This is a genomic window from Rhodoblastus sp., assembly GCF_019449565.1.
Taxonomy (GTDB): Bacteria; Pseudomonadota; Alphaproteobacteria; order Rhizobiales; family Beijerinckiaceae; genus Rhodoblastus.
Map to the genome: position 1 here is coordinate 90368 of NZ_JAGRPM010000011.1, position 18948 is coordinate 109315.

An 18948-nucleotide genomic window follows, 5' to 3' on the forward strand; every position below is an offset into this window, starting at 1 on the left:
AGGCTCAGGTTATGAAGTCACGGATTCTCGCGCTTTCGCTTGTTCTCGCTCCTGCCAACTTGCTCGCGCTTGGCCAGGCCGCGCGCGCGGATTTTGGCTCGTGCAAGCAGCAGGTCAAGGCGCAGGCGGCAGCGGCGGGCGTCTCGCAGGCGACGCTTGCCCGCGCCCTCGACGGGCTGGAGCCCAATGACGCCGTCAGTTTTCTCGGCGTCCAGCCGGAATTCACCACCCCGATCTGGGACTACATCGCCGGCCTCGTCGATGACGAGCGCGTGCGCGACGGTCAGGCGCGTTTCTCGCAATATCGGCAGGCCGCGCTCGCCGCGCAGCATCGCTATGGCGTCGACGCCGCGGCGATCGTCGCGGTCTGGGGCGTCGAATCCGATTTCGGCAAGAGCTTTGGCGGACGGCCGATCATTCAATCCCTGACCACGCTCGCCTGCACACCCAATCGCCGGTCGGATTATTTTCGCGGCGAGTTGATCGCGGCGCTGAAAATCCTCGATCATGGCGACGTCAAGCTGGAGGAATTCAACGGCTCCTGGGCGGGCGCCTTCGGCAACACCCAGTTCATGCCGTCGACTTTCCTGCGCCTCGCGGTCGATCTCGACGGCGATGGCAAGCGCGACGTGATCAATTCCGTGCCCGACGCGCTCGGCTCGACCGCGAATTTTCTTCATCGCGCGGGTTGGGTCGACGGCCTGCGCTGGGGCTTCGAAGTCCGGCTGCCCGCCAGTTACAGCGGACCATCCGGCCGGGGCGGCAAGAAGCCGGTCTCCTTCTGGGCGGCCCAGGGCGTGACCCATATCGACGGATCGCCGCTTTCGGAATCCGGCGCTTATGGCCTGCTGCTGCCATCGGGACCGCATGGTCCGGCTTTCCTGGTGTCGCGGAATTTCGACGCCTTTTATTCCTATAACGCCGCCGAATCCTATGCTCTGGCGATCGGCATCCTGGCGGACCGCCTTAAGGGCGGCGGCGGCATCGTCACGCCCTGGCCGACCGACGACCCGGGCATTCCGCGCGTCGAACGCCGCGAGGTGCAGTCGTTGCTGTCGCAGCGCGGCTATGACATTGGCGGCAAGATCGACGGCGTGATGGGGACGAAGACCCGCGAAGCGATTGCCGATTACCAGCAGCGCATCGGCATGAAACGCGACGGCCGCGCCAGCAAGAAATTGCTCGCCGCCCTGCGCGCCGGAAAATAACTAGTTCAGTCGCACCAGGGTATCGGGCAAGTCATTGCCGCCGCCGTCGGGCGGCGCCTCGCGAGCCATCAGATCGCCGCAGCGCGCGATGGCGGCGACGAAGCCCTCCGTGATCCGCCCCTCGTGCAGACAGGCCGTCATCTCCTCGACGGCGATCCGCCATTCCTCTTCCGAAACCTTGCCGTCGAAGCCCTCGTCGGCGACGATGCGGGCGTAATGCTCCGCGAGGGAAACGAAGATCAGCACCCCGGCGCGCGACCGCGTCCGCCTCAGGCCCCGCACGAAAAACTGTTCCAGCGCGGCGCGATAGGCCTGACGCCTTTTCACGGCGCGCGGCGTCAGCGCGACGCCGAGCCGCGTCCATCCCAGAACCAGAAAGGCCAGGATAAAAACGACAATCTGAATGGCGAAAACGACCTGCGCCGAAAGCTGTGTCGATTCAAGTAGCGGCCAAGGCGTGACGAGCGCAAGCGCCGCTGCATAGAGCGCGACGAAAGCCCCGGGATCGCAGGACTGCCGGGCCAGCACGCAGACGATCTGACCGCGAGTGCGCGCTTCCGCAGCCCGCACCGCGGCGATAATGGCGTTTTCGTCCGCAAGCCCCTGCATCACCAGTCTCCCGAGGCGCCGCCGCCTCCCGACGAGCCGCCGCCGCCAGAAAAGCCGCCCCCATCCCCGCCCGAGAAGCCCCCGGAAGAGCCGCCGCCTCCCGACCAGCCGGGACCCGGCAAAATGATGAAGGGACCGCCGCCGCCGCGCCGGCCCCGGCCGCCCCCGCCGCCGCTGCTGCGCCAGATAATGAAAATGACCAGAGCGACGATCAGGAAGGGCAGGATGGCGTCGAACTCCGACTCGGGATGATCCGGGCGGACATGGGGCTTTTTCGTCCATTCGCTCGAATCGGTCGTCAGGATCGTGATGACGTCGTCGACGCCCCGGGTGACGCCGCCCGCGAAATCGCCGGTCTTGAAGCGCGGCGCGATAGCGTTGACGATCACGATCTTGGACAGGGCGTCGGTCAGCGTGCCTTCCAGGCCATAGCCGACTTCGATCCTGATCTTTTTTTCCTTGGGCGCGACCAGCAGCAGCACCCCATTATTCTTGGTCTTTTCTCCCAGCGCCCAATGGCGGAACAATTCATTGGCGTAGGGCTCGACCTCCTGGCCTTGCAGCGAATTGACTGTGGCGACAACGAATTGGATGCCGGATTTCTGCTCGAGATCGGCGAGCTTCTGTTCGAGGCTTTGCCGCGCGTCGACCGACAGCAGCCCCGCCTGATCGACGACATGGCCGGTCAGGTCGGGGAAGACCAATGCTTCGGCCCGAAGGGCGCCCGCGGCCAGCGCGAGCGCCAGCCAGGCCAGAGCCGCCAGCCATAGTCTGCCGGCGTGGACGGCTCGCGCGCTGCGTACTAGGGCCTCGGCCATGGCGCGCCCCGCCGATCGATCAGAATTTCACGGCCGGGGGCGTCTGGGCATTGTCCGAAGCGGCGAAATTCGCCATCGGCTTCTTGCCGCGGAAGACCGTCATCGCCCAGATCATGCTGGGGAAGGTTTGCAGCGTCAGGTTATAATCGCGCACGGCGGCGATGTAATCGCGCCGCGCCACGGCGATGCGGTTTTCCGTGCCTTCAAGCTGGGACTGCAGGGCCAGGAAGTTCTGGTTCGATTTCAGATCCGGATAATTCTCGCTGACCGCGAGCAGGCGGCCCAAGGCGCCGGAAAGCTGGTTTTGGGCGTCCTGGAACTGTTTCATCTTGTCGGGATCGGTCAGTTGCGAGGCGTCGACATGGACCTGCGTGGCCTTGGCGCGCGCCTCGATGACGGCGGTCAACACGTCCTTTTCCTGCTTGGCGTAGCCCTGAACGGTCGCCACGAGATTGGGGATAAGGTCTGCGCGCCGCTGGTAATTATTCTGAACGTCGGCCCAGCGCGCGTTGGCGGTTTCCTCGGCGGTGGGAATGGTATTGTAGCCGCAAGCCGAAAGGCTCAGTCCAATCAAGACGATGGCGACGATATTGCGCAGGCGGGACGAGTACGACATGGCGGCTCTTCCTCATTCATCGGGCTCCCGGCGCGTTGCGCCTGAGAAGGGCGTAATCTAGGCAGGCTTTTCCGGCTAGGCCAGAGCAAAAAACCCTATTGCGGGACGGACAGCACGATTTTGCCCTGCGCCTTGCGCTCCTTAAGCAAATTCAGCGCCTTGGCAATGTCCTGCAATGGCAGCGCCGCGTGAACATGGGCGGATAGAATTCCCTTCGCGGTCCAGTCGAAAATTTGCGCCATGTTCTCGAGATGGGCCTGCGGCTCACGCTTGACGAACTCGCCCCAATAAACGCCGAGGATGGCGCATCCCTTGAGCAGGACGAGATTGAGGGGGATTTTCGGGATTTCGCCCGCTGCGAAGCCAACGACGAGGTGTCGCCCCTTCCAGGCCAGGGCGCGCAAGGCGGCTTCGCTGTGAGCGCCGCCGATAGCGTCATAGACGCAATCGACGCCCTTGCCTCCGGTGCGCTGCTTCAGGCCCTCCTTGAGATCCTCCTGCGCATAATCGAGGCCCTCATGCGCGCCATATTTTTGCGCGAAGACGAGCTTTTCGGGCGAAGAGGCGCAGGCGATGACATGCGCCTCCATTGCGGCGCCGATCTCGACCGCCGCCAATCCGACGCCGCCTGAGGCGCCAAGAACGGCGAGCGTCTCGCCCTTTTGCAGATTGGCCCGTTGCCGCAGGCCATACATCGATGTGCCATAGGTGATGAAAAGACCAGCCGCCTGATCGTCGCTCAGATTGTCAGGGACAAGCGTCAGGATCGAGGCCGGCGCGACCAGGCGCGAACGCGCGGCGCCATAGGAACAATAGCCGGCGACGCGCTGGCCGATGGCGAAGCCCTCCACGCCGGCGCCAAGCGCGAGCACCATTCCGCAGAATTCGCCTCCCGGCGAAAAGGGCAGGGCCGGCTTGAGCTGATATTTGTCCTCGATGATCAGGGTGTCGAAGAAATTCAGGGCGACGCGAGTTGGCGCAACCAGCACTTCGCCCGGGCCCGGCGCCGGATCCGGCAACTCCCGCAGGACAAGGCCCTCGGGCGGGCCATGAATTTCACAAAGCGCGGCGATCATTGAATCTCTTTCCGTTTCGGGGCAGGCTGCGCGGCGCGGCCAGCGCCGTTTCGTCCAAGCCAGTCACAGGTCCGATTTTTGCCCGTTTCAGCGCATAAAGCCAGCGCCGCCGGATTCCAGCGCTTGCATGATTGGCGCTATGATCCGATCAATTGATTCGTTCCCGCCAACCCCTTTCATGGTCACATCATGACAGCCTTCGCCCCTCTTCGCGCGCGCAACCTTCTCGCCGGCGCCGCAATGGCCCTCGTCTGCGTGGTCGGCTCAGCGCCCGATGCGCTGGCCAAGGAAAAAACCAGCCAGTCGAAGACGGACAAGGCCGCGGCCGCGCAGGACGCCGCCAAAGGCAAGGACGCGAAGGGCAAGGACGCCAAAGCGGGAAAGAGCGCTGAGCCGGGCAAGGCCGCCCTGCTGGGGACCTTCGGCGAATGGGGCGCTTATGCGACGCAGGGCAAGTCCAAAACCTGTTACGCCCTGGCGCAGCCGAAGACGCGCGAGCCGGCTTCGGTAAAGCGCGATTCAGCCTATGTCTTTATTTCGACGCGGCCGGCTGAAAATGTGAAAAGCGAGATTTCGGTCATCATGGGCTTTCCCATGAAGGACGGCAGCGAGGCGACGGTCGAAATCGGCGACGCCTCTTTCAGCCTGATCGCCAAGGGCTCCAACGCCTGGGTCAAGAACCCGGCGGAGGAAGGCCGACTGATCGACGCGATGAAAAAGGGCTCGAAACTGATCGTGAAGGCCACGTCCACCAAGGGCAAGGCGACAACGGACACTTATTCCCTCTCCGGCATCGGACAGGCGCTGGATAAGGTCCGCAAGGACTGCCAGTAACGCCCGCGCCCGGCGAAGCTCTCGCAGGGCCAAAATCGGAGCGCGGCCTCGAACGCGTCATCCGCCCCGCATGGGTGGCGGAGGTCATTTTGTGTTGCCCTGCCCAAAATTTCGGCTTCAAACGGCCTTTCGGCCCTGCTTGCCCCCAAGGTCGCAGGACCAAAGTGTGACGCCACGACGCTTGTGAGGTTTCAAACCGATAGGCCATAATGCCGCCCGATTGAACGGCGCGCGTTGCAGGCAAGCAGCGCCGTCGGTTTTTGTCCGGGAGGAAGTCTATGTCGGAGAAAGTTTACGCCGTTCCGACGGAGTGGGAAAACCACGCGTTCATCAATGACGCAAAGTACAAGGAAATGTACGCTCGCTCCGTTTCCGACCCGGAAGGATTCTGGGCTGAACATGGCAAGCGCATCGACTGGATCAAGCCTTTCACCAAGGTCAAGAATACATCCTTCGATCCGCATAATGTCTCGATCAAGTGGTTCGAGGACGGCACCACCAATGTGTCGATGAACTGCATCGACCGCCATCTCGCCACGCGCGGCGATCAGGTCGCGATCATCTGGGAAGGCGACAGCCCCGACGAGTCCAAGAAGATCACCTATAAGGAGCTGCACGAGGAAGTCAGCCGCTTCGCCAATGTGCTGAAGGCCAAGGGTGTCGGCAAAGGCGACACTGTCTCGATCTATCTGCCGATGATTCCCGAGGCGGCCTACGCCATGCTCGCCTGCGCCCGCATCGGCGCGATTCATACCATCATTTTTGGCGGCTTCTCGCCTGATTCGCTGGCCGGCCGCATCGAAGGCTCCAATTCCAAGGTCGTCATCACCGCCGACGAAGGTCTGCGCGGCGGTCGCAAGGTTCCCCTCAAGGCCAATTCCGATGTCGCCATCGACAAGACCGGCGATATCGTCAAGACCCAGATCGTCGTCAAACGCACCGGCGGCAAGATCGACTGGAAGGAAGGCCGCGACTGCTGGTGGCATGAAGAAGCCGCCAAGGCTTCGCCGGACTGCCCCCCCACCGAGATCAACGCCGAAGACCCGCTGTTCATCCTTTACACGTCCGGCTCGACCGGCGCGCCCAAGGGCGTCGTGCATTGCACCGGCGGCTATCTCGTCTATGCGGCGATGACCCACCAGTACATCTTCGACTACCATGACGGCGACATTTATTGGTGCACCGCCGACGTGGGTTGGGTGACCGGCCACAGCTACATCGTCTATGGCCCGCTCGCCAATGGCGCGACCACCCTGATGTTCGAGGGCATCCCGAACTATCCGTCCATTTCCCGCTTTTGGGACGTGGTGGACAAGCACGGCGTCAATATCTTCTACACCGCCCCGACCGCGATCCGCTCCCTGATGGGCGCCGGCGAGGAGCCGGTGAAGAGGACCTCGCGCAAATCCCTGCGCCTGCTCGGCTCGGTCGGCGAACCGATCAATCCGGAAGCCTGGGAATGGTATCACCGCGTCGTCGGCGACGAGCGCTGCCCGATCGTGGACACCTGGTGGCAGACTGAGACCGGCGGCATCCTGATCACCCCGCTGCCAGGCGCGACGGCTCTCAAGCCGGGCTCGGCCACCCGTCCCTTCTTCGGCGTCCAGCCGCAGGTTGTCGACGCCTCCGGCAATGTCATCGAAGGCGCCTGCGAGGGAAATCTCGTCATCGCCGACGCCTGGCCGGGCATGATGCGCACGGTCTATGGCGATCACGAGCGCTTCCAGCAGACCTATTTCTCGACCTATCCGGGCAAATATTTCACTGGCGACGGCTGCCGCCGCGACGAGGACGGCTATTACTGGATCACTGGCCGCGTTGACGACGTCATCAATGTGTCCGGCCATCGCATGGGCACGGCGGAAGTCGAAAGCGCGCTCGTCGCCCATCCGGCGGTGTCGGAAGCGGCCGTGGTCGGCTATCCGCACGACCTCAAGGGCCAGGGCATTTACGCCTATGTCACGGTCATGGAAGGCATCGAGCCGACCGAAGCCCTGCGCAAGGAGTTGGTGGCCTGGGTCCGCAAGGAAATCGGCCCGATCGCGTCGCCTGACGTGGTTCAGTTCGCTCCCGGCCTGCCGAAGACCCGTTCGGGCAAGATCATGCGCCGCATCCTTCGCAAGATCGCCGAGAACGAATTCGGCTCGCTGGGCGACACCTCGACCCTTGCCGATCCGACCGTGGTGGACGACCTGATCCAGAACCGCGGCGGCTGATCCTTCGTCGCAGACCGCATCAATGGAAGCCGGGCGCATGTCGCCCGGCTTTCGTGTTTTCAGCAATTAAAGTTTTAATAACTTCAATTGCAGCAATTTCCCAAATCAGGCGACATTCCGGCGAAGTGTGGCGCCCATGCTCTAGTTATTAAGGCGATTCAAAGGCAGTTTGCGGAAAATCATCCTCATTGAATGATTCCGCCTGCCGGAGAAAATAGATGCCTCAGTTCAAGAGCTTGCGAGCGGCTGCGCTGTTTGGCGCGACGCTTCTTGGCTTGGCGACGCCGCAGGGCGCCGCGAACGCCAATACCCATCTCGTCTCCTATCGTTCTCAATATGACGCTGGCACCATCGTCATCAGCATGAGCCAGCGCAAACTTTACCTGGTCCTCGACGATGGACGCGCGATCCAATACCCGGTCGCCGTCGCCAAACCGGGCAAGGAATGGCTCGGACCTGCTCGCATCCAGGGCAAATATTCCCATCCCGACTGGGCGCCGCCAGCCATCGTCAAAGCGGACCATCCGAGACTGCCCAATTTCATTCCGGGCGGCTCGCCGCGCAATCCGATGGGCGTCGCGGCCATGGTGCTCGACCGCGATCAAATCGCCATCCACGGCACGACCAGCAGCATGCGCGCCTCTATCGGGTCCCGCGCATCCTATGGCTGCATCCGCATGTTGAATGAGGACGTCGCCGATCTCTATGAGCGCGTCGATGTCGGCACGGCGGTGGTCATGCAGCCCTGATCGGGCAAAGCCTGGCAGGTTTCCGCCCGAATCCCGCGCATAAAGCGAGAGATCCGGGCCGGTTTTTTGAATCGTCAGAACTCGACCTTCATCAGTCGCGCCAGTTCGTGGCGGACCGAAGCCGGGCTTGCGCCCCGGGCGCGCAAATCGCGCAGGCAGGGCGAGGACTTGCTCTTCGCAAGCTTGCGGGCGTCGCTGTCGAGCACCAGCCTATGATGCCGGTAATCGGGCGCGCCTAGTCCCAGAAGCGCCTGAAGCAGACGGTGCAATCCCGTCGCCGCTTCGAGATCGGCGCCGCGGACGACATCGGTCACCCCTTGCGCGGCGTCGTCGAGAACGCAGGCGATGTGGTAGGAGGCGGGCACGTCGCGCCGCCCGATCAGGACGTCGCCCCAAAGCTCCGGCGCCGCGACGACGGCAAGGCCGTCTTCGCCTTCGTGAAACTCCCGATAGGTCAAAGGACCCTGAACCGCGGCAATTGCTTTGGCCATGTCGAGGCGCAGGGAAAAACGCGCCCCCGACGCCCTGCGGGCCTCGCACTCCTGCTGTGTCAGCGTCCGGCAGGCGCCCGGATAGAGAAAAGCGCCGTCAGGATCGCGCGGCCAGCCCATCTTCTCTGCGCAGGCGCGGGCGATATCCGAGCGCGAGCAAAAGCAGGGATATGCCAGCCCTCGTTCGATCAGCCCGTCGAGGGCAGCGGCGTAATCCGGCAGATGTTCGGACTGGCGGCGCGGCGGCTCGTCCCAACGGAAGCCGATCCACTCCAGATCTTCCATCAACGCGGTTTCGAAATGCCGGCGCGACCGTTCTGGGTCGATATCCTCGATGCGCAAAAGCAGCCGAGCGTGATGCGCCTTCGCCAATTTCAGATTGAGGAGCGCCGAAAAAGCGTGGCCCAAATGCAGATAGCCGTTAGGCGAGGGCGCGAAGCGAAATACGGGCTGGGTTGCCGTTTCGGCGCCCAGGGTCTTGCCGGCCGAAGCATTCTGCTGCGCCATTTTCAGAAATCGCTCGCGATGCCCTTGCGCTCCCAGTCGCCGTAACGGATCGGCTCAGGCCCTTTGGGGCCGTTGATTTCACGGGGCAGGGACGCTTCGATCGCATTGCGGCGGCGCTCCTCCGCTTCCGCCAAGGCGCGCCGGGCCTCGGGGCTTAAGAGCTTCGGCTTTTCAGCCTCCCCGGCTCCCAATGCGCCGTCCTTTTTCTCCGCCATGGTCAAGCCTTCCGGTCTTAGCGCCCGCCGATGGAACCGGCTCCGAAGCGAAAACAGCAGCTCAGAGCCGGCGCGGGCGCGCATTTCGGCGCGCGCGGCGCTATAGTGAAAATCCAACAGGCCGATTCATAATCGAAACCTTCTTGCGCGCAACTCCGACCTGGTCACGGGGCGAATGAACAGCAATCACGGCAATAATTTCGGCCGCTCCGGCAAGGGCAGGGCAGTTACGCAAGGTCCCCGGGCGAAGGGTCCCCGGCAGGATCAGACGCCGGAGAGCATGCTCGCCCATCCGGGGCTGGCCGCCCGCGTCGCCGCCGCCTCGATCCTCTGCGATATCGTTCAGGGCGGGCATACGCTGGATGAAAGATTTCTGTCAGACGCGGCGCCCTCGCGCCTCGCGGGCCTCGACCCGCGCGACCGTGGCCTCGCCCGCTCCATCGTCACCGTCGCTCTGCGACGGCTCGGAACGATCCGTCTCGCGCTCAGCCAGCTGGTCGAAAAGGGCCTGCCGCGCAATTGCGGCATGCTCGAATGGAATCTGATCGCCGCCGCCGCCCAGATTCTTTTCCTCGACACGCCGGACCACGCCGCCGTCGATCTCGCGGTGCGCGCGACGCGGCTGGAGCCGAAGAACGCGGGTTTCGCCAATCTGGTCAATGGCGTGCTGCGCAACCTGATTCGCCGCCGCGACGAATTTCTCTCACAGTCCGATCCGCTCGACGACGATATTCCGCATTGGCTGGCAGCGCGGTGGCGGCGCATCTATGGCGAAGATGCGGCGCACGCGATCGCATCGGCTTTTGGCGACGAACCGACGCTCGACCTCACCGTCAAGGCGGACGCCGCAGCCTGGGCCGAGAGGCTCGGCGGCCGGCTGCTGCCGACCGGATCGATTCGCCTCGAAAGCCACGCGCCAATCCCCGAACTGCCCGGCTATGAGGAAGGCGAGTGGTGGGTGCAGGACACGGCGGCGGCCTTGCCCGCCCGCATCCTCGACGCCAAGCCGGGGCATCGCGTCGCCGACCTTTGCGCGGCGCCTGGCGGCAAGACCGCGCAACTCGCCGCCGCCGGCGCGCGCGTAACCGCGCTCGACAAATCCGCCGAGCGCCTCAAGGCGCTTTCGGCCAATCTGGCCCGCCTCAAGCTCGAAGCGGCCATTTCCGTCGGCGACGCCGCTTCCTTCAAGGCCGAGCCCTTCGAAGCCATTCTGGTCGACGCCCCCTGTTCCGCCACCGGAACCGCGCGACGTTCGCCCGACGTGCTGTGGACCAAGAAGCCCGGCGACATCGCCGCGCTCGCCGCGATCCAGACCAAGATCCTCGACCGCGCTTTCAGCCTGCTAAAGCCCGGCGGCGTTCTGGTCTATTGCGTTTGTTCGCTCGAGCCGGAGGAAGGCGAAGCTCAGATCGCTGCGCTGCTGAGGCGCAATCCGGACGCGGTCCGCGACCCGATCGATCCAGCGGCTTATGGCCTGCCGGCGGAGGCCGCGAACGCCGAAGGCGAACTGCGCCTGCTGCCCAATCTGCTCCCGCATGAGGATTCGCGCCAAAGGGGGCTCGACGGTTTCTTCATCGCACGCCTCGGCCGTTTGCGTTAGGCGTTCATTAACCACGATCGGCGAAAGTCGGCAGGCAGCTGGCGGCATAGCCGTACCGGAACCCGCCGACCGGAGTGTGGACCGCCTTTGACGATTTCGCGCGCCCTGCCCCTCGCCGAACGTCTTCGCCTCGTCCGCCTGACGATCGCCCGAGGCGCGCTGAAGCTGCGCGCCGTCGCGAAATGGCCTTTTCTGGCTTTCGAGGAATGGCGTTGCAGCCCGCCGGAGCGGCTTCTCATCGCGCCACAGGATATCCGCACCGGCGATCCGACCGCCGCAGCCGATATTTATGCCGGCTATTACGCCTTCTGCGGAAAAATCGTCAATGCGCATGGCCAGTCTCCCTTCGCCTTGCCTGCGCCTTCAGCCGAATGGTCGCGCGAACTGAATGGATTCAGCTGGTTGCGCCATTTGCGGGCGGCGAACACCGCTTTGGCGCGCGCCAACGCCAGATCGCTCCTGAAAGAATTTCTCGCCCTGCTCGGAAAGCCTCGCGCCCATCCCGCCTGGGAGCCCGAAGTTGTCGCGCGGCGCACAATCTCCTGGCTGAGCCAATCGCCGATGCTGCTCGAAGGGGTCGATTATCCCGATTACCGCCGCGTCCTTCGCGTGTTGACCTGCGGCTACTGGCGCCTGAGGCGCCAGTGCGACAGCGGCCTCGCGGGAGAAACGCGGCTCACGATGGCCGTCGCCATGACCGCCTATTCCTTGTGCGTCCAGGGCGGCGCGTCGATGTTGAAGCGTTCCGTGGCTGTCCTCAACGAGCAACTGAACCGGCAGGTCCTGCCTGACGGCGGGACCATCAGCCGCAATCCGCAAGCCCTGCTCGACCTGCTGTTCGATCTGTTGCCGCTACGACAGGCTTTCGCCGCGCGCGGGCTGTCGCCGCCGCCGGATCTGCTGAACGCCATCGATCGCATGACGCCGGCCCTGCGCATGTTTCGTCATGGCGACGGCTCGCTGGCCTTGTTCAATGGAATGGGCGTCACGGCCCCGGATGGGATCGCCATCGCGCTCGCCTATGAGGACAACCGGAACCAGCCGGTGTTCAACGCCCGGTATTCCGGCTACCAGCGGCTCGAGGCGCAGGACGCGCTTGTCATCCTCGACGCTGGCCGTCCGCCGCCGCCCCTCAGCTCGCGCGACGCTCACGCCGGATGCCTGTCGTTCGAGTTTTCGCTCGGCGCCGACAAGGTCGTCATCAATTGCGGCGATCCGGGTCCGTCGCGCCCCAAGTTGCGGGCAAGCGCGCGTCTCACCGCCGCTCATTCGACGCTGGTTCTGGACGATTCCTCATCATGCCTGTTCAGCGCGCAGATAGGGGCCGCGCGCTGGTTCGACGATGAAATCCTGCTCGGTCCCGAGCGCGTTCCGGCGACGCGCGAGGACAACACCCGCGGTTCGATGGTTCTGGCGTCGCATGACGGCTATCTGCGCCGCCTTGGCTTTCTGCACGAACGGCGCTGGCTGCTGCAGGCCGACGGCGGGCGACTTCAGGGCAAGGACCGCCTGATCGCGGCCAATGGCTCGGAACGGTCGAATGTCAATTACGCCATCCGCTTCCACATCCATCCCGCGGCGACTCTGACGCAGATCCGGGACGGCGCGGGCGTGCTGCTGGAGCTGCCCAGCGGCGCCAAACTGGCTTTCGAGGCCGGTGGACTGCCGCTCGCCATCGAGGAAAGCATTCTCTTCGCCGCGCCGGAGGGATCCCGCGCCTGCGAACAGATCGTCGTCTATGGCGCCTCGGCCGATATCGCCGAAGTCGACTGGTCCTTTACGCTGCAACGCGCCAATTCGCCGCTGGAGCAGGTCTGAGAGGAAATTCCTCGTTTTCTCTTGCGCGCGACGCATTTTCGTTCGCGGCGAAACATGCTAAGCGCGGCGCCAAGCCATAGAGCCTTAAGCCGCCCGACCCGATATTCGCCCGCCAGTCGACCTGCTCCCGAATTCCCCGGGCGCGACCCGGCGCCGAGGCGGAGCCATTGAAGAGTAAGCCCATGTCCGACATCCGCGCCATCAAGCGTGCGCTGCTTTCCGTTTCCGACAAGACCGGCCTGATCGACTTCGCACGCGCGCTGAGCCAGCGCGGCGTCACGCTGATTTCCACCGGCGGCACGCGCAAGACCATCGCTGACGCCGGAATCGCGGTCGTCGACGTGTCCGACGTCACCGGCTTTCCCGAAATGATGGATGGACGCGTCAAGACGCTGCATCCGAAAGTTCACGGCGGCCTGCTGGCGATCCGCGAAAACCCCGAACATGAAGCCGCCATGCTGGCCCATGGCATCGAGCCCATCGACCTCCTGGTCGTCAATCTCTATCCCTTCGAGGCAACGGTCGCCAAGGGCGCCGATTGGGACGAAGCCATCGAAAATATCGACATCGGCGGACCCGCCATGATCCGCGCCGCGTCCAAGAACCATGAAGACGTCGCCGTTGTCGTCGATGTCGCGGATTATCAGGTCATCCTCGCCGCCATGGACGCGCATGGCGGCGGCTCGGACCTCGCCCTGCGCAAGAAGCTCGCGCAAAAGGCCTATGCGCGCACGGCGGCTTATGACGCGACGATTTCCAACTGGCTGGCGCGGGCGATTGGCGCCGACTCCCCCGAATATCGCGCCGTGGGGGGCAAATTGTCCGAGCCGATGCGCTATGGCGAAAATCCGCACCAGAACGCGGGCTTCTATCTGACAGGGGAAAACCGCCTCGGCGTCGCGTCGGCGCGCCAGTTGCAGGGCAAGCAGCTCTCCTACAATAATGTCAATGACACCGACGCCGCCTTCGAACTGGTCGCGGAATTCGACCCCGCCCGCACGGCGGCGGTGGCGATCATCAAGCATTCCAATCCCTGCGGCGTCGCCGAGGGCGCGACGCTGACGGAGGCCTATCTCCGCGCCCAGGCTTGCGACCCCGTCTCGGCCTTTGGCGGCATTGTCGCGCTGAACCGGAAGCTGGACGCCGCGGCGGCTTCGGAAATCGTCAAGATCTTCACCGAAGTCATCATCGCGCCCGACGCTGATGAAGACGCCATTGCTTTGGTCGCGGGGAAGAAAAACCTGCGCCTTTTGCTCACCGGCGGACTTCCCGACCCGCGCGCGCCGGGGCTCGGCGTCCGTTCGGTCGCCGGCGGCCTGCTGTTCCAGTCGCGCGACAATGCCGTGGTCGACGACATGCCGCTGAAGGTCGTGACCAAGCGCGCGCCCACGGCGCAGGAACTGGCCGATCTCAAATTCGCTTTCCGCGTCGCAAAGCACGTCAAGTCCAACGCCATCGTCTACGCCAAGAACGGCGCGACGGTCGGCGTCGGCGCGGGCCAGATGAGCCGCGTCGATTCCTCGCGCATCGCGGCGTGGAAAGCCGCCGAGGCCGCCAAGGCCGCCGGCGCGGCCGAGAGCTGGGCCAAGGGCTCCGTGGTCGCCTCAGACGCCTTCTTCCCCTTCGCCGACGGCCTGCTCGCGGCGGCGGAAGCGGGCGCGACGGCTGTCATCCAGCCGGGCGGCTCAATGCGCGACGATGAAGTCATCAAGGCGGCCGACGAGGCCGGTCTGGCGATGGTGATGACGGGCTATCGCCATTTCCGCCACTAAGTCACAAAAAAGCGTCGGTGCCCGATTCGAGCGCCGACAATCATGACCACCTTGAAATATTGAGCCGGATCAGACGCCCTGCGGCGCCACGCCGTCGGCATGCAGATAGGCGCTCTGTTGGGCGAGGTGCGCGAGGTTGACCTCCGGACGCGCGCCGAAATGCTGGATGATCTCGCTCGCCGCCAGGGAGCCGAGACGCGCGCAAGCATCGAGCGCCTCGCCTCTCGTGTAGCCGGTCAGGAAGCCCGCCGCGAACAGATCGCCCGCCCCCGTGGTGTCGACGAGGCGATCGATCGGGGCGGCAGGAACCTCCCAGGTCTTCGCGCCCTTGATGACGACGGCGCCTTTCTCGGAGCGCGTGATAACGGCGAGCACGTTCTCCTGTCGCAAGGCCGCGACGGCGGTCGCGAAATCCGCCGTTTCATAGAGAGCGTGAAGCTCGGATTCATTGGCGAATAGAATATCGACGATCCCGTCGCGCATCAGCCGCAGGAATTCCTGCTGGTGGCGATCGACGCAGAACACGTCGGACAGCGTCAGCGCCACTTCGCGCTGGGCGGCATGTGCGATTCGCGAGGCCTCGACAAAAGCTTCTTTCGCCGCCGGCGGATCCCACAGATAGCCTTCGAGGTAAATGATCTTCGAGGCGGCGACAGCGGCGACGTCAAGATCGCCGCAGGTCAAATTCTGGCAGGCGCCGAGAAATGTGTTCATCGTCCGCTGGCCATCCGGCGTGACGAGAACCAGGCAGCGCGCCGTGGAGGGGCCGTCGCTCGCCGGAGGCGTCGCGAAATGAACGCCCGCCGCCTTGATGTCATGTGCGAAGGCGCGCCCCGCCTCGTCCGCCGCGACCTTGCCGACGAAGACGCCTTTTCCGCCGAAGCTCGCCAGGCCCGCGATGGTGTTCGCCGCCGAACCGCCCGACACGATCGTCGTCGCGCCCATGGCGTCGTAGAGCCATTGCGCCTGCTGTTCGTCAACCAATTGCATCGCGCCCTTGCGAAGCTTGGCTTTGACGAGAAACTCCTCGTCGACGGGCGCGATGACGTCGACAATCGCATTGCCAAGGCCGAGGACGTCATATCGATGGGCGGTCATGAAGCAACTCTCTCAGGAAACGTCAGCGTCTTGCCCCCGCATGGGAGCGGGGTCAAGCTCTTTCCTCAGCCGGGGGAGCGCCGCCGCAGGCGGACATAAAGGGCGCCCGACCCGCCATGCGGCCGCGCCGCCTCCTCGATTGAAAGCACGATCGCGCGCAGTTCCGGCGTCCTCAGCCAGTGGGGGGCATTACGGCGCAGCACGCCGCGTTCGCTGTCGTAACGCTCCGCATCGCCGGCTGGCGCGCCCTTGCCGGTGATGACCAGCACCAGCTTCGCCCCGTTTTCGGCGGAGCGCCAGAGGAAATTGTTCAGCGCGCGATGCGCCTGCGCCTGGGTCAGGCCGTGCAGATCGATGACGTCGTCGACCTGCGCCTTGCCCGCCGACAGCCGGCGCTTCATCCGACGCTCCAAAGGCGCCAATGGCGGCAGCGCCGGGGGCTTAGGCTTTTCGTCCGGCGCCCGGGGCGGGGTTCGAACCGGCGAAGCGACAGGCGGCGCGACCGGAGGTTCCGGAGCTGGCGGCGCCGGCTCCGGTTCGGAACGGATGCGATCCCTGGTTGTCTTGACGTCCGCGGTCGCGTGGCGCCAAAGCGCCAGTTCGTCGCGCGAAAGCCTGCGAATGCGCGGCGCGCGCTTGAACTCCCCGCCGCCTTTCATCCTACGTTCCCCTGTCGCGCCGTTCTTTCCGGTCAATCAATGGGCAAGAGCAGGTAAAACCGCCCGTGATGACGAATTTCGGAGGCGCGTGCGCCCGGTGTGTCGCCCAGGCCGAAATAAACATCGGCCCTCGCCGGACCTACGATAGCCGAACCCGTATCCTGCGCAATCATGACCCGCTGGAATGGTTCCGACTCCGCGCTGCGCCATGGCATTCGGGCGTCGATGAAAAAGGGCAACCCATAGGGCCAGATCCGGGAGTCGATCGCTATCGAGCGAAGCGGCGTCAGCGCCACGCCGCTCCCGCCTTCCGGCTGCTCATCGGGCCGGGTGTCGAGACGCGCATCGAAAAAGACGAAGGATCGATTGAGGCGCAGCAGATCGTCGCCAGCTTCGCCGCGCGCCACGCCATGTTCCCTGATCCAGTCGGTCAGCCGGCGCATGGTCATTTCGGCGGGCGTGGCGACGCCGCGCTGAACCAGCACCCGCGCCAGCGCCGTATAGGGCTGGCCATTGCGGCCAGCAAAACTGAGCCGGAGCACGCGGCCATCCTGGAGGCGGACGCGCGCCGAACCCTGCACCTGCGCGAGGAAAAGATCGACATTGTCCCGGAGGAAAACCTGAGTCTTGACGCCGGGGAGCTTTTCCAGCGCGCCGTCTTCGATGGCCCCGCGATCCGGATAAGGTGTCAGCGCGCCGTCCGGTCCCTTGCGCGCAGCTGTCAGATCGGCGAAAGCCCCGACCTTCTGCTGACGCGAAAGCGTGACCAGATCTGGCGGCAAGCCATAGGCCGGCGTCGCAAAGGCCTTGGTTCTGACGAGCGAACCGGGAATTTCCGGCTGAAAATAGCCAGTGAAGAACGCGTCGGCCGTAGAATCGACCGCAACAAGATAGGTCCGGAAATGGCGAGTGAAGAAAGCGCGCGGGTCGGACGCCCCTTCGCCTTTGCGCGCCAAAGCGCAAACCTTCGCCTGCGCCGCCGGGCTGAAGCCCTGGATAAGCTTTTCACTCCGAACCGGCCTGTCGCAGGTTCTCGCGAAGACCTTCAGCGCCTCGTCAAGCCGGTCTTCGGAGAACCCCGGCAGGTCGCGGAAGGCGACGGGCGTCAAATGATATTGAAGCGTCTCGCCTCGCGACCCGACGGCGGTGAAGGCGCTGAGCAGGGCGGCGAGCGCAACGGCCGCAAAGTGGAGAGGCCCATGGCGACGACGCCTTGCCGGAAGCGATGAGCTCATTGCGTCGGCGAGGTCGCGACCAGCGTCCAGTTGGGAGCGCTTGCATCGTTCCGGCGGGCGAATGTCCAGATATCGATGATGCTCGATGTCTTGGCGGGATCGCCTTCGACCACTTCGCCGGCGCGATCACGCGTCACAGTGATGAACTGGGCGTCGAAGCGCACGGAAATCCGACAGCCGACAGGATCCGAAGCCGCCTCGACGATCTTGAGGTCCTGAAATCCGACGAAGGTCGTTTCCAGCGTCTCGCCCTTGGCGGCGCGGTCCGCCAGCGCGGCCTTGAAGCTGCCAAAGACGTCGTCGCTGGTCAGCGACCGCAGGGTCGCCTCGTCGCCGGCGGAAAAAGCCTGAACCACAAGCTTATAGGCTTGGCTGGCCCCATCGAGAAAGGCGCGGGGCTCAAATCCCGGCTGGGCGCGCGAGACCTCATCGAGGCCGGACCAGACGGGGCTGCCGCGCTCCGCGAAATCTTTCCAGCGCAAGGCGTCGTCGATCGGGGCAGATTGCGGGGCGAAGGCGCTCGGGGAAGGCCCGGCGCCCGGCGGCTGCTCCATGCCCGTGCGCTCGCCGAGCACCGACCGCAACTTCCACAAGACGAACACTGCCAGCAGGGCAAAAATGACTGTGGCCGGATCCAACTGCATCTGAGCTCCCGATTCAATTTTTCTCGCGGGCGGATCGCCGCGCGCGGGACTGAACATCCCGCCGATGGGTAGCATTGCCGCAAGGCGCCAGCAAGCGCCAGAGTCCGACGCGGAATTCCGGGCGAGCCAGAGCGTCGGCGATTGCGGACCTTGTTTTTTCCCGCCGTTTCGTGCTACCGGGCGGCAGGGTTGTCCGGCCGGATGCGGGCGTCTTGCGCTGAACTCGGGCTTTTCCGCCATCTCGGCCAAACCACACGAAGAAATGGCGGTCTGTCTCCGTCATTCCATGCTTTAGCGGGAGATTTTCATGACGGATACCAACGGCGGACAGGCCAACGCCGCGCCGGCGCTCAACTGCCTGGTCCAATATTGCAAAGACCTTTCGTTCGAAAACCCCAACGCGCCGCGCTCGCTCGGCCCGCAGGAAGGGGGTCCGAACATCAATATTCAGGTCAATGTCAACGCCAAGCAGCTGGCCGAGCATGATTTCGAAGTCGAGCTTCTCCTCGAAGGCTCCGCGGGCGAGGGCGCCGATTTGCTCTTCAAGTTCGAACTGACCTATTCGGGCGTGTTCCGGCTCGTCAACATCCCGGCGGAACAGACCCATCCGGTCGTCATGATCGAATGCCCGCGCCTGCTTTTCCCCTTCGGCCGCCAGATCGTGGCTGATTCGGTCCGCAACGGCGGCTTCCCGCCCCTGTATCTCGATCCGATCGATTTCGCCGCGCTCTATGCGCAGCGCATGCAGCAGGCCCAGGCCACGCAGCCGAACTGAGGCCCTGA

At 64.5% G+C, this 18948-nt stretch carries 18 protein-coding genes; 8 read left to right on the plus strand and 10 right to left on the minus strand.

What is annotated here, in order from left to right; genetic code table 11:
- Nucleotides 1-11: 11 nt before the first annotated feature.
- Nucleotides 12-1208, plus strand: coding sequence for a lytic murein transglycosylase (locus QZ409_RS02325; protein WP_296706702.1), 1197 nt, complete (start codon nt 12-14; stop codon nt 1206-1208).
- Here QZ409_RS02325 and QZ409_RS02330 read toward each other — a convergent pair whose 3' ends face one another.
- From QZ409_RS02330 to QZ409_RS02345, 4 genes are all read right to left on the minus strand, one after another.
- A complete protein-coding gene (locus QZ409_RS02330) occupies nt 1209-1817 on the minus strand; it encodes a TPM domain-containing protein (RefSeq protein ID WP_296706704.1) in 609 nt (202 codons plus the stop codon).
- Nucleotides 1817-2635 (minus strand): TPM domain-containing protein, encoded by an 819-nt coding sequence (locus QZ409_RS02335; RefSeq protein ID WP_296706706.1) that lies wholly within the window; start codon nt 2633-2635, stop codon nt 1817-1819. Before QZ409_RS02335 ends, QZ409_RS02330 begins: the two co-directional genes overlap by 1 nt.
- Nucleotides 2636-2654: 19 nt before the next feature.
- Nucleotides 2655-3251, minus strand: a complete 597-nt coding sequence (locus QZ409_RS02340; protein ID WP_296706708.1) for a LemA family protein — start codon at nt 3249-3251, stop codon at nt 2655-2657.
- 95 nt (nt 3252-3346) lie between these two features.
- Nucleotides 3347-4327 carry an NADPH:quinone oxidoreductase family protein gene (locus tag QZ409_RS02345; protein WP_296706710.1) on the minus strand — a complete coding sequence of 327 codons (981 nt, stop codon included), beginning with the start codon at nt 4325-4327 and terminating at the stop codon, nt 3347-3349.
- Between the two features lie 189 nt (nt 4328-4516).
- On the opposite strand from QZ409_RS02345, the gene QZ409_RS02350 reads away from it, so the two are divergent.
- The 3 genes from QZ409_RS02350 to QZ409_RS02360 all read left to right on the plus strand — a co-directional run bounded on the left by QZ409_RS02350 (nt 4517) and on the right by QZ409_RS02360 (nt 8126).
- Nucleotides 4517-5161: an invasion associated locus B family protein gene (locus QZ409_RS02350; RefSeq protein ID WP_296706712.1), complete on the plus strand. Its 645-nt coding sequence runs from the start codon at nt 4517-4519 to the stop codon at nt 5159-5161.
- 278 nt (nt 5162-5439) lie between these two features.
- Nucleotides 5440-7377: an acetate--CoA ligase gene (gene acs / locus QZ409_RS02355; RefSeq protein WP_296706715.1), complete on the plus strand. Its 1938-nt coding sequence runs from the start codon at nt 5440-5442 to the stop codon at nt 7375-7377.
- A gap of 218 nt (nt 7378-7595) precedes the next feature.
- Complete coding sequence (locus QZ409_RS02360) at nt 7596-8126, plus strand: L,D-transpeptidase (RefSeq protein ID WP_296706717.1); 531 nt, start codon at nt 7596-7598, stop codon at nt 8124-8126.
- A 74-nt stretch (nt 8127-8200) separates the two neighbouring features.
- Here QZ409_RS02360 and gluQRS read toward each other — a convergent pair whose 3' ends face one another.
- A complete protein-coding gene (gene gluQRS, locus QZ409_RS02365; protein ID WP_296706718.1) occupies nt 8201-9124 on the minus strand; it encodes a tRNA glutamyl-Q(34) synthetase GluQRS in 924 nt (307 codons plus the stop codon).
- Nucleotides 9125-9126: 2 nt separating this feature from the next.
- Nucleotides 9127-9339 (minus strand): DUF1674 domain-containing protein, encoded by a 213-nt coding sequence (locus QZ409_RS02370; RefSeq protein ID WP_296706720.1) that lies wholly within the window; start codon nt 9337-9339, stop codon nt 9127-9129.
- Nucleotides 9340-9619: 280 nt separating this feature from the next.
- On the opposite strand from QZ409_RS02370, the gene QZ409_RS02375 reads away from it, so the two are divergent.
- The 3 genes from QZ409_RS02375 to purH all read left to right on the plus strand — a co-directional run bounded on the left by QZ409_RS02375 (nt 9620) and on the right by purH (nt 14529).
- Complete coding sequence (locus QZ409_RS02375; protein ID WP_296706791.1) at nt 9620-10939, plus strand: transcription antitermination factor NusB; 1320 nt, start codon at nt 9620-9622, stop codon at nt 10937-10939.
- Between the two features lie 87 nt (nt 10940-11026).
- Nucleotides 11027-12757 carry a heparinase II/III family protein gene (locus tag QZ409_RS02380; RefSeq protein WP_296706721.1) on the plus strand — a complete coding sequence of 577 codons (1731 nt, stop codon included), beginning with the start codon at nt 11027-11029 and terminating at the stop codon, nt 12755-12757.
- A gap of 182 nt (nt 12758-12939) precedes the next feature.
- The gene (gene purH / locus QZ409_RS02385) at nt 12940-14529 is read left to right on the plus strand and encodes a bifunctional phosphoribosylaminoimidazolecarboxamide formyltransferase/IMP cyclohydrolase (RefSeq protein ID WP_296706723.1); all 1590 of its coding nucleotides are present in this window, start codon (nt 12940-12942) and stop codon (nt 14527-14529) included.
- Nucleotides 14530-14598: 69 nt separating this feature from the next.
- On the opposite strand, the gene QZ409_RS02390 is transcribed toward purH, so the two are convergent.
- The 4 genes from QZ409_RS02390 to QZ409_RS02405 all read right to left on the minus strand — a co-directional run bounded on the left by QZ409_RS02390 (nt 14599) and on the right by QZ409_RS02405 (nt 18165).
- Nucleotides 14599-15627: an adenosine kinase gene (locus QZ409_RS02390; protein WP_296706725.1), complete on the minus strand. Its 1029-nt coding sequence runs from the start codon at nt 15625-15627 to the stop codon at nt 14599-14601.
- A gap of 65 nt (nt 15628-15692) precedes the next feature.
- Nucleotides 15693-16286: a Smr/MutS family protein gene (locus QZ409_RS02395; RefSeq protein ID WP_296706728.1), complete on the minus strand. Its 594-nt coding sequence runs from the start codon at nt 16284-16286 to the stop codon at nt 15693-15695.
- 32 nt (nt 16287-16318) lie between these two features.
- A complete protein-coding gene (locus QZ409_RS02400; protein WP_296706730.1) occupies nt 16319-17521 on the minus strand; it encodes an MltA domain-containing protein in 1203 nt (400 codons plus the stop codon).
- Entirely contained in the window at nt 17518-18165 is a 648-nt protein-coding gene (locus tag QZ409_RS02405; protein WP_296706732.1) for a Tim44/TimA family putative adaptor protein, read from the minus strand. Before QZ409_RS02405 ends, QZ409_RS02400 begins: the two co-directional genes overlap by 4 nt.
- Before the next feature lie 307 nt (nt 18166-18472).
- Between QZ409_RS02405 and secB the strand changes: the two genes are divergently transcribed.
- Nucleotides 18473-18940, plus strand: coding sequence for a protein-export chaperone SecB (secB, locus tag QZ409_RS02410; RefSeq protein ID WP_296706734.1), 468 nt, complete (start codon nt 18473-18475; stop codon nt 18938-18940).
- Nucleotides 18941-18948: the final 8 nt, after the last annotated feature.